Here is a 14,061-nt window from a genome sequence, read left to right as displayed (position 1 = left end):
ACCTCCTCAGCCCGCCTTCGCCAGCAGCCGACGGTGCTCGGCGGCGCAGTCGCGGGCCACCACGTCGGTGTCCACCGTGATGAGCTCGTTGTGGGCGACGATACGCTCGCCGTTGACCCAGGAACCGCGGATCGGCGGGATCGATCCGAGGACCAGTGCGGCAACCGGATCGGTGATGTCGGCGTGGCCCAGCCCGGTGAGATCCCACAGCACGAGGTCGGCGAGTTTGCCCACCTCGATCGACCCCACCTCGTCGGCCCGGCCGAGGACCCGGGCACCGCCGATCGTGGCCAGTTCCAATGCCGTCCGGGTGGTCAGCGCGGTGGGGCCGCCCCGGGCACGGGCCATCAGCACGGCCTGGTGGGCCTCCTCGAGCAGCTGACACGACTCGTTCGACGCCGCCCCGTCCACCCCGAGACCCACCGGCACCCCGGCCGCATGGAGATCGGCGGTGCGGCAGATCCGGTTGCCCAGCCGGGCATTGGAGGTGGGGCAGTGCGCCACCCCGGTCGAGGTGGCGCCCAGACGGGCGACGTCGGCGTCGGAGAACTCCACTCCGTGCGCGAACCACACGTCGTCGCCGATCCAGCCCACCGACTCCATGTATTCCAGCGGGGTGGACCCGAACTGGTCTGCGCAGTAGGTGTTCTCGTCCGGCGACTCGGCGAGATGGGTGTGCAGCCGCACCCCGAGTTCGCGGGCCAGCGCCGCCGACTCCCGCAACAGGTCGGTGGTCACCGAGAACGGCGAGCAGGGGGCGAGGGCGATCCGCAGCATCGACTCGCGAGAGGGATCGTGCCAGCGTGCGACCGCGGCCGACGAGTCGGCGAGGATCTCGTCGATGGTCTGCACCACGGAGTCCGGCGGCAGCCCGCCGTCCTTCTCCGACAGGTCCATCGAGCCGCGGGTCGGATGGAAACGCAGCCCGACGGTGGCCGCCGCGGTGATCTCGGCACCGAGCAGGTCGCCACCCTCCCGCGGGAACACGTAGTGGTGATCGGTGGTCAGGGTGGCGCCGGTCAGCGCGAGCCGCGACAGACCGCCGAGCGCGGCGGTGTGCACCGCCTTCTCGTCGATGCCCGCCCAGATCGGATACAGGGTCTGCAACCACTGGAAGAGGGTGTGATCGGCGGCGAGGCCGCGGGTGATCCACTGGTACAGATGGTGATGGGTGTTGATCAGTCCGGGGGTGAGCGCACAACCGGTGCCGTCCACCCGTGTCACCTCGGTGGGTAGGTCGGGGAGAGGTTCCCCGGCGGGGACGACGGCCGCGATGGTGGTGCCGTCGATCAGCACGGATGCGGCAGGCAGTTCCCGCCGATCCGGGTCGACGGTGATCACCTGCGCGTTCTCGATCAAGGTCAGTGAAGCCACGCCGACACGCTACGGCTGTCGCGTTACGGAAGTATTTCCGTACCTGTCTGCGGGGTGGTGAACAGGGGTGGAGGTGGTGGCGTTCGGTGGTCGGGCGTCGGAGGTTTCGACACGTCTCGTCGCTTCGCTCCTCGTCGGCTCAACCTGAATCCACCGATCCAGATGGAAAAACCTGGGCCCGAAACGGCGTGGGAAACACGAAATGCCCTGTCCGAGTGTGAGAATCAGACTTATCGAAGGTTCGACCCACACACAAAGAAAGGGCATCTCGCAGATGCGATCCTGCCACACCTTGCCGGTAAAGTCAGCATCATTCGATGACCACAACCTGATCGGGCCGGCCGGGGTGGTACCGGTGATGCGTCTGGCCCAAACGTGTGGCCTGCAAGAACTCGGCGATCAATGGTTGACCATCCCCACCGATACCGGCGCCAACGCCGGCCGGAAACTCTCAGCAATCGTGATGGGCATGGTGATGGGCGCCGACACCATCGACGGATTGTCGATCATCGGCCACGGCGGGATGGGCACGATCTACGGCCACACCCACGCCCCGTCCACCCTGGGCACGTTTCTGCGGGCCTGTACCCGCGGCACGGTCGCCCAGTACGAGGCGATCGCCACCCGCCTGTTGGCCGGCCTGATCGAACACACCCACCTCCTCAACCCTGCTGGTGAACGGGTACTGGTCGATCTCGACGACACCATCAACCAGTGTTACGGCCACCAGAAACAAGGCGCGAAATACGGCTACAGCGGGGTCCGTGGGATCAACGCCCTCATGGTGACGGCCACCACCGCCGATCGGGCCCCGATCATCCTCGGTCACCGCCTGCGGGGCGGGTCGTGTAACTCGGTGCGCGGAGCCGCCGACCTGTTGACCCGATCGTTGAACACCCTGCGTCGGGCGTGGCCGGCCGGACGAGAGGTGCCGGTGTTGGTGCGGGGTGATTCCGCGTTCTACTCCCACGACCTGGTCGCCGCAGCCCACCGGGCCGGGGCACAGGTGTCGTTGACGGTGCGGTTGTACAGCAACGTGACCACCGCGATCTCCACGATCGATGACTCGGCATGGACCACGATCACCCTGGCCAACCCCACCCAGGTTGGTACAGACGGGCAGCTGGTGCGTACCGCCGAGGTGGCCGAGGTTCCCTTCGACGGGTTCGTCGGTAAACCCTCCACACCGGTCAAACCCGGGCGTACCCGGGCCCCGATTCCGGGTCGGTTGATCGTGCGGCGGGTCCTGGCCCTCAATCCTGATGGTGACTCGTTGTTCGATGTGTATCGTCACCATGCGTTCTTCACCACCGACATGACCACCGACAAAGTCGTCGCTGATCGTGTGCACCGTCATCACGCGATCATCGAGCAGGTCCATGCCGATCTGAAGGCCTCGGCGATGGCCCACATGCCCTCGGGGAAGTTCTCTGCCAACGCCGCGTGGTTGGCGTGTGCGGTGATGGCGTTCAACCTCACCCGGGCAGCGGCCACCGTGGCCGGTGGATCATTGATGCGTGCGACCACGACCACGATCCGGCGTGCGTTGATCGGGGTACCGGCGCGGATTTCGTCGTCGGCACGTCGTTTGTCGTTACATCTACCGGCTGGGTGGCCCTGGGAAGTGGAGTGGAATCGGTTGTATGCCAATACTGTTCATTGAAATCCTGGTGTTTGACCTGACCATTCGGCCGTGTGTGGCCCTGATCTGAAACCTGGTGAAACAGGCCGACGTTGGAGATCGGCGGTACACACGTGTCTTTATCGGGTTGGTATCGGGGTCAAGGGCTCCAACATCATTCATCCGACCGTTGAAACCGGATCGGTGGATTCAGGCTCAACCAGCGTGGGGCTCGCTTCGCTCCTCGTCGGCTCAACCAGCGTGGGGGGCCGCTTCGCTTTCCTCGTCGGCTCAACCAGCGTGTTCATCGGTGATTGAGCCGGGACCGAGCGTAGCGAGGACCCGTGTCGAAATCTCGGTAACCCGCGCTGGGTGCTGCTCAACTCTGGGGTGGTCGCGACGCGAGGTCGGCCGGCGGGGGTTTCGACTCGTCTTGTCGCTTCGCTCCTCGTCGGCTCAACCAGCGTGGGGGGTCGATTCGCTCCTCGTCGGCTCGACCAGCGTGGGGCTCGCTTCGCTCCTCGTCGGCTCGACCAGCGTGTTCATCGGTGATTGAGCCGGGACCGAGCGTAGCGAGGACCCGTGTCGAAATCTCGGTAACCCGCGCTGGGTGCTGCTCAACTCTGGGGTGGTCGCGACGCGAGGTCGGCCGGCGGGGGTTTCGACTCGACTTGTCGCTTCGCTCCTCGTCGGCTCAACCAGCGTGGGGGGCCGCTTCGCTTTCCTCGTCGGCTCAACCAGCGTGGGGCTCGCTTCGCTCCTCGTCGGCTCAACCAGCGTGTGGGGCTCGCTTCGCTCCTCGTCGGCTCGACCAGTGCGTGCCGGTCGTCACTTGTCTGCGGGATCGACGATGTCCTCGATCACCGGGCGACGGACGGTGGGGATGGCCAGGGCGATGGCGGCGGCGACGACACATGCGGCCAGTGAGATCGCCGACGCCAGCAGGTAGCCGTCGCGACCGGGCACGTGTGCCACCACGGCGCCACCGACGGTCACCGGGACCGTCGCCCAGGTCAGGATCATGCCGACGACGGCCGCCGAGGCGGACGTACCCACCACCCGCATCAGGGCGTTGACACCGTTGGCCTCACCGGTCTGGGCGACCGGCACCGCCCGCATGATCAGCGCGGGCATCGCGGAGTAGGCGATACCCAGCCCGGCACCGACCAGACAGCTCATGATCAGCATCAGCCACCACGTGAACGCCCAGTGGCCACCGGTCACCACCACGAACAGGAGGTAGCCGGTACCGAGTACCCCGCCGCCGATCGCCAGTGAGACGCGCGGGCCGAAGCGGTCGGTGATCCGGGCGCTGACATGCGAGAACACGAACATCAACACGCCGCTCGGGGCCAGGATCAGACTCGCGATCAGCATCTCGTAGCCCAGGCCGTACTCGGCGGCGGTCGGCGCCATCAGTACCTGGATGGGCATCAACTGGGAGGAGTAGAAGGCGAAACCGGTGGCGACGGAGGCCACGTTGGTCAGCAGGACCGGGCGGTCGAGGGCCACCCGCAGGTCGATCAGCGGATTGCGGTGACGCCATTCGAGGACCGACCAGGCCGCGCCGACGAGAAGGAAGGCGGCGAACATGCCGAGGGTCATCGGCGACGACCAGCCCCAGCCGGCGCCCTTGGACAGCGGAAGGAGCAGACACGTCAGCACCACGGCCAGTCCGATGGCACCGAGCAGATCGAATCGGCCGCCGCTGGTCCCGCGGCTCTCCGGGACGGTCAGCCGGATCCCGATCGCGCCGGCGACCCCGGCCACCGCACACAGCCAGAACAGGGCGTGCCAGCCGATGCCCTGGGCGACGGCGGCACTGACCGGCAGGCCGAGCGCACCGCCGATGCCGAGCGAGGCCGACATCGTGCCGACCGCCGATCCGAGATGACGTGGGGGCACGATGTCGCGCATCACCGAGATGCCCAACGCGATGGTGCCGAAACCCAGACCCTGCATACCGCGGCCGACCAGGAACGGGATCAGCGAATCCGACAGGGCGCAGATCACCGAACCGGCCGAGACACAGCCCATGCTGGCCAGCAGCATGCGGCGTTTGCCGTACATGTCGCCCAGCCGACCGCCGATCGGTGTGATCGTCGCACCGGTGAGCAGGGTGATGGTGAGCGCCCAGGTGGTGTCGCTCGGGGCCGCGTGCAGCAGACCGGGGAGCTGGGGGATGAGGGGGACGATGATCGTCTGCATCAACGCCACCACGATGCCGGCGGCGCAGAGCACCGTCACCGCGGCTCGCGGATGAGCGTCGGGAACGGAATCCGACCCGTCGAATTCCGATCCAACCGTGCGATCTGTCGCGGACACGTGGCATCAACCTCCGCGATCAAACTATCGCACGACGATCGGAACACACGGATCCCGCTGGACCCGAACCGATCACAGGGAATCGGAAACCGATCACGCCGGACGGTAGGGGATCGAGTCGCTGCGGGTGGGGTCGACGTGGATGGACCGGCCGAGCTGCGGGAAGGCCCGCTGGGTGCAGGCCGGCCGGTCACAGACCTTGCAGCCGGCCCCGATCGGGACGACGGTGCGTTCGTCGGCGAGGTCGATCCCGGTGGAGTAGACGAGGCGGTCGGCGTGGACGAGGTCGCAGCCGAGGCCGATCGCGAAACTCTTCTGCGGGGCCAGGAACCCGCGGTGCTCGTCGGTGGTGCGGGCGAGCCAGAAATAGGAGCGTCCGTCGGGCATCTGGGAGACCTGCGTGACGATCCGGCCCGGGGTGGCGAATGCATCGTGCACCACCCACAGCGGGCAGCTGCCACCCACCCGCGAGAAATGGAAGGCGGTGGCCGACTGCCGCTTCGAGATGTTCCCGGCCCGGTCGGTGCGGACGAAGATGAACGGTATGCCCCGACTGCCGGGGCGCTGCAGCGTCGACAGGCGATGGCAGACGGTCTCGAAGCCGACGTCGAAACCCAGCCCGAGGAGTTCGATGTCGTAGCGGGCGTGCGCGGCGGCGGCCCGGAACTGCTCATAGGGCAGCAGCAGCGCCCCGGCGAAGTAGTTGGCCAGGCCGATCCGGGCGACCGGGACGGTGGCCGGTGCGAGCCCCGGCGACGACGCGATCAGGGCGTCGATCACACCGGACTGTTCGAGCAGGGCCAGCTGGGTGGCCAGCTGAAAGGCCCGCTGCCCGGACGAGAGCCGCCCGGCCAGATGCACGGTGCGCCCGGCGATGTCGAAGCGTCGTTTCGGGACGGCGACGGCGGCGATCGGATCGGGTTCGTGGGTGATCGACACCCGGATGCCGTGGCGGCGAGAGAGCAGCTCGGCCAGCTGCAGATCGAGCCCGCCGACGGTCAGTCCCTCGGTGGTGAACAGATCCTCGGCCGCCTCGTCGAGCTCGCCCACGTAGTTCTTGCGGTCGTAGAAGAAGTCGCGGACCTCCTCGAACGGCATCGGATCGCCGGGGGTGGTCGGGTCGTCGACGCGGGCGCGGTGGGTCTCGAGTTCACCGTTGGCGGCGGTGAGGCGGCGGTGCAAGGTCACCAGGGTGCGGCCGATCTCGGGCATCCGGCCGACGAGTTCGGTGATCTCGGCACGCGAGACGTCGCCGTCGGCGGTGGCGGCGAGCACCTCGGCCAGGTCGGCGACCAGGCGCGCATCGGAATCGGCGGCGAAGTAGTCGGCGTCGAGATCGAACTCGCGGGCCAGCGCGAGCAACACCGGCACGGTGATCGGACGCTGGTCGTTCTCGAGCTGGTTGACGTAGCTCGTGGACTTCTCGATCCGGCGGGCGAGGGCTGCCTGGGACAGACCCCGCTCGTCGCGCAACCGCCGTAGTCGCGGGCCCACGAACAACTTCGCCATGGCACACATGCTAACCGGCACAGTGTTCACAACGTTCGCAAAATGGTGCCGACAGATCCGCCGAAATACGCATTTGCCAGCACTTTCGCTGGTCCATGCGCTCTGCGTACGGTGCGAACATGATCATTCACGACGTACGAGCACGCCGCAGTTCCGACGACTTCCCGCAGTCCGAACACCTCGCCCAGAAGATCGCCCGGGTGGCCGTCGACCCGGTCGCGGTCCCGGCCGACACCGCGGAGATGATCATCAACCGCATCATCGACAACGCCGCCGTCAGTGCCGCGTCGGTGATCCGCCGTCCGGTCACCTCCGCCCGCGCCCAGGCGCTGGCCCATCCGCACGGTCCGGGCGGATCGGGTGCGGGTGTGTTCGGTGTCGGCGGCAACGTCTCGCCGGAGTGGGCGGCCTGGGCCAACGGCGTCGCGGTTCGTGAGCTCGACTTCCACGACACCTTCCTGGCCGCCGAGTACTCGCACCCCGGTGACAACATCCCGGCGCTGGTGGCCGTCGCCCAGCACGTCGGTGCCAGTGGCGCCGACCTGATCCTCGGCCTGGCCACCGCCTACGAGATCCAGATCGACCTGGTGCGCGGGATGTGCCTGCACGAGCACAAGATCGACCACGTCGCCCACCTCGGGCCGTCGGTCGCCGCGGGCCTGGGCACCATGCTCGGCCTCGACGAGGAGACCATCTACCAGGCGATCGGCCAGGCACTGCACCTGACCACCGCGACCCGCCAGTCGCGCAAGGGCCTGATCTCCAGCTGGAAGGCCTACGCCCCGGCGCACGCCGGCAAGATCGCCGTGGAGGCCGTCGACCGCGCCATGCGCGGGGAGGGTGCGCCCGCCCCGATCTGGGAGGGCGAGGACGGCGTGATCGCATGGCTGCTGGGCGGATTCGACGCGGTCTACCAGATCCCGCTGCCCGGTGAGGGCGAGGCCAAGCGCGCCATCCTGGACAGCTACACCAAGGAGCACTCGGCCGAGTACCAGAGCCAGGCCCCGATCGACCTGGCCCGCCGGATGCGTGACCGTGTCGGCAACCTCGACGACATCGAGTCCATCGTCCTGCACACCAGCCATCACACCCACTATGTGATCGGCACCGGCTCGGGTGACCCGCAGAAGTTCGATCCGTCGGCCAGCCGCGAGACCCTCGACCACTCGGTGATGTACATCTTCGCCGTCGCCCTGCAGGACGGCACGTGGCATCACGAGACCTCGTACGCGCCGGAGCGGGCCAACCGCCCCGACACCATCGAGCTGTGGAACAAGATCTCCACCGTCGAGGATCCGGAGTGGACCCGCCGCTACCACTCGACCGACCCCGCCGAGAAGGCCTTCGGTGCCAAGGCCGTGATCACGCTGAAGAACGGTGAGGTGATCACCGACGAGCTGGCCGTCGCCGACGCGCACCCGCTCGGTGCCCGTCCGTTCGCCCGCGCCCAGTACGAGGCCAAGTTCACCACCATGGCCGACGGCGTGATCGAGGCCGACGAGCAGCAGCGGTTCCTGGCCGCCGCCGCCCGCGTCGCCGAGCTCGGTGCCGGTGAACTCGGTGAGCTGAACCTGCTGGTCGCCCCGAACGTGCTCGACAAGGCTCCGACCGTCGGCAAGGGGATCTTCTGATGAGCGCGCTGTTCTCCTCCGGTGTCTCCGACACCGACAAGCGCAAGGCACTGCGTGCCGGGCTGGCCTCCGGCGAGCTGCAGCGGTGGCCGGGGGCGTTCTCCCCACTGGTCGCCAAGTTGATCGCCGACGTCGGGTTCGAGGGCGTCTACGTCTCCGGCGCGGTGCTCTCGGCCGACCTGGGCCTGCCCGACATCGGACTGACCACCCTCACCGAGGTGGCCGCCCGCGGCTCGCAGATCGCCCACGCCACGGATCTGCCCGCCCTGATCGACGCCGACACCGGCTTCGGTGAGCCGATGAGTGCCGCCCGCACCATCGCGGCACTCGAGGACGCCGGCCTGGCCGGCTGCCACCTCGAGGACCAGGTCAACCCCAAGCGGTGCGGCCACCTCGACGGCAAGGACGTGGTGCCGACCGACACCATGATCAAGCGGCTGCGGGCCGCGGTGTCGGCACGGCGGGACGAGAACTTCGTCATCTGCGCCCGCACCGACGCCCGGGCGATCGAGGGTATCGACGCCGCCATCGACCGCGCCAAGGCCTACGCCGACGCCGGTGCCGACCTGATCTTCACCGAGGCGCTGCGCGACCTCGGTGAGTTCGAACGGTTCCGTGCCGCGGTCGACGTGCCGCTGCTGGCGAACATGACCGAGTTCGGCAAGTCCGATCTCCTGACCGCCGACCAGCTCCGCGACGTCGGCTACAACGCGGTGATCTACCCGGTCACCACGCTGCGGATCGCGATGGGGGCGGTGGAGCGCGGACTGCGCGAGATCGCCTCGGCCGGAACACAATCCGGACTCCTCGACGGGATGCAGCATCGAAGTCGGCTCTACGAACTGCTTCGTTACGCCGACTACAACGATTTCGATTCCGATCTCTTCAACTTCACGCTCGAAGGAGTCCGATCATGAATTCCGTTGCAGCACCCAACGAAACGGCCACGCCGACCATCCACAAGGGGCTCGCCGGAGTCGTCGTCGACACCACCGCGATCTCCAAGGTGGTGCCCGAGACCAACTCCCTGACCTACCGCGGATACGCGGTGCAGGATCTGGCAGCGAAGTGTTCGTTCGAACAGGTCGCCTATCTGCTCTGGTACGGCGAGCTGCCCACCGATGCCGAACTCGCGGCATTCACCCAGCGCGAGAGGGCAAACCGACGGATCGATCGGTCGACCGCCGCGCTGCTGTCGCGGATGCCCGAGACCTGCCACCCGATGGACGTCGTGCGGACCGCGATCAGCTTCCTCGGGACCGAGGACCCGGCGGAGGACGATTCGTCACCGGAGGCCAACCTCGACAAGGCGCTGCGGATGCTCGCGGTGCTGCCCACGATCGTCGCCGCGGACATGCGCCGGCGCCGTGGATTGGATCCCATTGCGCCGCATCACGGACTGGGATATGCGGAGAACTTCCTGAATATGTGCTTCGGGGAGGTGCCCGACCGAGTGATCGTCCGGGCATTCGAGAAGTCGATGGTCCTCTACGCCGAACACAGCTTCAATGCTTCGACATTCGCCGCCCGCGTGGTGACGTCGACCCAGTCGGACATCTACAGCGCGGTCACCGCGGCGATCGGTGCGTTGAAGGGATCGCTGCATGGAGGTGCCAATGAGGCGGTCATGTACGACATGATCGAGATCGACCGTCCCGAACGTGCATCCGAATGGCTCACAAGCAAACTCGATCGCCGTGAGAAGGTGATGGGCTTCGGTCACCGGGTCTACAAGAACGGTGACTCGCGGGTGCCGACGATGAAGGAGGCGCTCACCGATGTCTCGCGTCATCTCGGTGACACGCGGTGGCTGCAGATCTACGGTGAGCTCGAGAAGGTGATGGTCGATCGGACCGGCATCAAGCCGAACCTCGACTTCCCCACAGGCCCCGCCTATCACTTGATGGGATTCGAAATCGAGTCCTTCACACCGATTTTCGTGATGAGCAGGATCACCGGTTGGACCGCGCATATCATCGAACAAACGGCCGCGAATGCGTTGATCCGGCCGCTCAGTTCCTACGACGGACCGCCACAACGCGCGTTGTCGGCGTAACCGACGACGGTGATCGCATAAGGGCTGCTGCGCACGCATCCGCGCCGTCGGGATATGGTCGGCGCGGAGCGTGTGTCCAGCAAGGCTGAAGCAGGAGCAGGGGTTTAGGACATGTTCGACAAGGTATTGGTGGCCAATCGTGGCGAGATCGCCATTCGAGGCTTTCGTGCGGCCGTGGAACTCGGTGCCCAGACGGTGGCCGTGTTTCCCTACGAGGATCGCAATTCGCTGCATCGGCTGAAGGCCGACGAGTCGTACCAGATCGGTGTGCCCGGGCATCCGGTGCGCGCATATCTGTCGGTCGACGAGATCGTGTCGGCGGCGGTGCGGTGCGGTGCGGACGCGGTGTACCCGGGATACGGATTCCTCTCGGAGAACCCGGGGCTGGCACGGGCATGTGCGGAGGCCGGCATCACCTTCGTCGGACCGAGCGCCGATGTGCTGGATCTGACCGGAAACAAGGCCGAGGCGATCGCCGCGGCCCGGGCGGCGGGTCTACCGGTGCTCGCGTCGTCGGAACCGTCCTCGGATGTCGAGGAACTGGTGGCGGCGTCGTCGTCGATGCAGTTCCCGGTGTTCGTCAAGGCCGTCGCCGGTGGCGGTGGCCGCGGGATGCGGCGGGTCGACGACCCGAAGGATCTGCGGGAGGCGATCGGCGCGGCCTCGCGTGAGGCCGAATCGGCCTTCGGTGACGCGACGGTGTTCCTGGAGCAGGCGGTGATCAATCCCCGCCACATCGAGGTCCAGATCCTCGCCGACACCCACGGCAACGTCATCCACCTCTACGAGCGGGACTGCAGCGTGCAGCGCCGCCACCAGAAGGTGGTGGAGCTGGCCCCGGCCCCGAACCTCGACCCGGCGCTGCGGGACAAGATCTGCTCCGACGCGGTCGCGTTCGCCAAGCAGATCGGCTACTCGTGCGCGGGCACCGTGGAGTTCCTGGTCGACGAGCAGGGCCGGCATGTGTTCATCGAGATGAACCCGCGGATCCAGGTCGAGCACACGGTCACCGAGGAGATCACCGACGTCGACCTGGTGGGCGCCCAGTTGCGGGTGGCCTCGGGGGAGACCCTGGCCGATCTGGGGTTGTCCCAGGACGCGATCGAGATCCATGGCGCGGCGATGCAGTGCCGGATCACCACCGAGGACCCGACGGCCGGGTTCCGGCCGGACGTGGGCCGGATCACCGCCTATCGCACCCCCGGTGGTGCCGGTATCCGCCTGGACGGCGGGGCCAACCTCGGTGGCGAGGTCAGCGGACACTTCGACTCGATGCTGGTCAAGCTGACCTGTCGTGGCCGCGATTTCGCGACCGCGGTGCGTCGGGCCCGACGCGCGCTGGCGGAGTTCCGGATTCGTGGTGTGGCCACCAACATCCCGTTCCTGCAGGCGGTGCTCGACGACCCGGACTTCCGGGCCGGACATGTGACCACCTCGTTCATCGAGGAACGGCCGTGGCTGCTGAACTCGCGGTCGTCGGCCAACCGCGGTACCCGCATCCTTCGTTACCTGGCCGATGTGACGGTCAACAAGCCACACGGGGAACGCCCGACCACGGTGTACCCGCGGGACAAGCTGCCCGCCGTCGACCGTGACCTGCTGGCCACCCCGCCGGCCGGATCGCGGCAACGTCTGCTGGAACTCGGCCCCGAAGGTTTCGCCCGTGCCCTGCGTGAGCAGAAGGGGGTGGCCGTCACCGACACCACCTTCCGTGATGCGCACCAGTCGTTGCTGGCCACCCGGGTCCGCACGTCCGGGCTGTTGACGGTGGCCCCGTATGTGGCGGCCCTGACCCCGCAGCTGCTGAGTGTGGAGTGCTGGGGTGGGGCGACCTACGATGTGGCGCTGCGTTTCCTCAAAGAGGACCCGTGGGAGCGGTTGGCGCAGCTGCGCGAGACGATGCCCAACATCAACCTGCAGATGCTGCTGCGTGGTGCCAACACCGTCGGCTACACCCCGTACCCGACCAAGGTGACCTCGACGTTCGTCGCCGAGGCCGCTCAGACCGGTGTGGACATCTTCCGGATCTTCGACGCGCTCAACAACATCGAGCAGATGCGCCCGGCGATCGACGCGGTCCGCGAGACCGGGACCACGATCGCCGAGGTCGCGATGAGCTACACCGGTGACCTGGCGAATCCGGCCGAGGACCTCTACACCCTCGACTACTACCTGCGGTTGGCCGAACAGATCGTCGACGCCGGTGCACATGTGCTGGCGATCAAGGACATGGCCGGACTGTTGAAGGCGCCGGCGGCGACCAAGCTGATCACCGCCCTGCGCGCCAACTTCGACCTGCCGATCCACGTCCACACCCACGACACCCCGGGCGGACAGCTGGCCACCTATCTGGCGGCGGTGCAGGCCGGTGCCGACGCGGTCGACGGCGCCTCGGCGGCGTTGGCCGGGACCACCAGCCAGCCCGCGTTGTCGGCGATCGTGGCCGCCTTCGCCAACACCGAACACGACACCGGGCTCGACCTGCGTGCGGTGTGTGACCTGGAACCGTTCTGGGAGGCGATCCGAAAGGTGTACGCGCCGTTCGAGTCCGGGCTTCCCGCCCCGACCGGACGCGTCTACAACCACGAGATCCCGGGCGGTCAGCTGTCGAATCTGCGGCAGCAGGCCATCGCGCTCGGGCTGGGCAACCGGTTCGAGGCCGTCGAGGACGCCTACGCCGCCGCCGACGGCATGCTCGGCCGGCTGATCAAGGTGACCCCGTCGTCGAAGGTGGTCGGTGACCTCGCGTTGGCGTTGGTGGGTCAGGGTATCGATCCCGAGGACTTCGCCGCCCACCCCGATTCCTACGACATCCCGGACTCGGTGGTCGGGTTCTTGCGTGGCGAACTCGGTGACCCGGCCGGTGGCTGGCCGGAACCGTTGCGGACCAAGGCCCTCGAGGGCCGTTCCCCGGCACAGCCGGTCGCCGAGTTGTCCGAGGAGGACTCCGCGGCGCTCGACCAGCCCGGCCGTAAACGGCAGGAAACGTTGAACCGCTTGCTGTTCCCCGGTCCCACCCGCGAGTTCGAGGAGCACTTCGAGCAGTACGGCGACACCTCCCGGTTGTCGGCGAACCAGTTCTTCTACGGTCTGCGGTACGGCGAGGAACACCGCGTCGAGCTCGAACCCGGTGTGGAACTGCTCATCGGTCTCGAGGCGATCAGCGATGCCGACGACCGCGGTATGCGCACGGTGATGTGTGTGCTCAACGGCCAGCTACGGCCGGTCCAGGTGCGCGACAAGTCGGTCGATTCCACCGTCGAGGCCGCCGAGAAGGCCGACCGGTCCAACCCCGGATCGGTGGGCGCACCGTTCGCCGGTGTGGTGTCGGTGTCGGTGGCGGTCGGTGACGAGGTCGTCGCGGGTGCGGCGATCGGCACCATCGAGGCGATGAAGATGGAGGCCACCATCACCGCTCCGGTGGCCGGCAAGGTCACCCGTGTGGCGATCGGCCCGGTCACCGGCGTCGCCCCGGGCGATCTGCTGATCGAGATCGGCTGACACCACCAGGATCCGATGACGCCCCCTACGACGATCACTCGTCG

Annotated in this window: 8 protein-coding genes; 5 read left to right on the top strand and 3 right to left on the bottom strand. The window is 67.4% G+C overall.

Going from position 1 to position 14,061, the window contains the following annotated elements:
* Window positions 1-6: 6 nt before the first annotated feature.
* Entirely contained in the window at window positions 7-1,374 is a 1,368-nt protein-coding gene (locus tag Q9K23_RS04470) for an 8-oxoguanine deaminase (protein ID WP_053777879.1), read from the bottom strand.
* A gap of 274 nt (window positions 1,375-1,648) precedes the next feature.
* On the opposite strand from Q9K23_RS04470, the gene Q9K23_RS04465 reads away from it, so the two are divergent.
* A complete protein-coding gene (locus Q9K23_RS04465) occupies window positions 1,649-3,037 on the top strand; it encodes an IS1380 family transposase (RefSeq protein ID WP_305950403.1) in 1,389 nt (462 codons plus the stop codon).
* A gap of 786 nt (window positions 3,038-3,823) precedes the next feature.
* On the opposite strand, the gene Q9K23_RS04460 is transcribed toward Q9K23_RS04465, so the two are convergent.
* Together Q9K23_RS04460 and Q9K23_RS04455 are read right to left on the bottom strand one after the other, a co-directional pair.
* Complete coding sequence (locus Q9K23_RS04460) at window positions 3,824-5,320, bottom strand: MFS transporter (protein ID WP_053776095.1); 1,497 nt, start codon at window positions 5,318-5,320, stop codon at window positions 3,824-3,826.
* Window positions 5,321-5,413: 93 nt separating this feature from the next.
* Window positions 5,414-6,829, bottom strand: a complete 1,416-nt coding sequence (locus Q9K23_RS04455) for a short-chain fatty acyl-CoA regulator family protein (RefSeq protein ID WP_053776094.1) — start codon at window positions 6,827-6,829, stop codon at window positions 5,414-5,416.
* A gap of 119 nt (window positions 6,830-6,948) precedes the next feature.
* Between Q9K23_RS04455 and prpD the strand changes: the two genes are divergently transcribed.
* From prpD to Q9K23_RS04435, 4 genes are all read left to right on the top strand, one after another.
* On the top strand, window positions 6,949-8,460 hold the full coding sequence (prpD, locus tag Q9K23_RS04450; protein ID WP_020792323.1) for a 2-methylcitrate dehydratase PrpD: 1,512 nt from the start codon (window positions 6,949-6,951) through the stop codon (window positions 8,458-8,460).
* The gene (gene prpB / locus Q9K23_RS04445; protein WP_053776093.1) at window positions 8,460-9,377 is read left to right on the top strand and encodes a methylisocitrate lyase; all 918 of its coding nucleotides are present in this window, start codon (window positions 8,460-8,462) and stop codon (window positions 9,375-9,377) included. Before prpD ends, prpB begins: the two co-directional genes overlap by 1 nt.
* On the top strand, window positions 9,374-10,516 hold the full coding sequence (locus tag Q9K23_RS04440) for a bifunctional 2-methylcitrate synthase/citrate synthase (RefSeq protein WP_020791258.1): 1,143 nt from the start codon (window positions 9,374-9,376) through the stop codon (window positions 10,514-10,516). The genes prpB and Q9K23_RS04440 overlap by 4 nt, the downstream gene beginning before the upstream one ends.
* Window positions 10,517-10,627: 111 nt before the next feature.
* A complete protein-coding gene (locus Q9K23_RS04435; RefSeq protein ID WP_305950402.1) occupies window positions 10,628-14,017 on the top strand; it encodes a pyruvate carboxylase in 3,390 nt (1,129 codons plus the stop codon).
* Window positions 14,018-14,061: the final 44 nt, after the last annotated feature.

This window comes from Gordonia sp. NB41Y, assembly GCF_030718915.1.
GTDB lineage: Bacteria > Actinomycetota > Actinomycetes > Mycobacteriales > Mycobacteriaceae > Gordonia > Gordonia desulfuricans.
The sequence above is the reverse complement of the archived record's forward strand: the minus strand, read 5'-3'. Positions and strand labels throughout refer to the sequence as shown.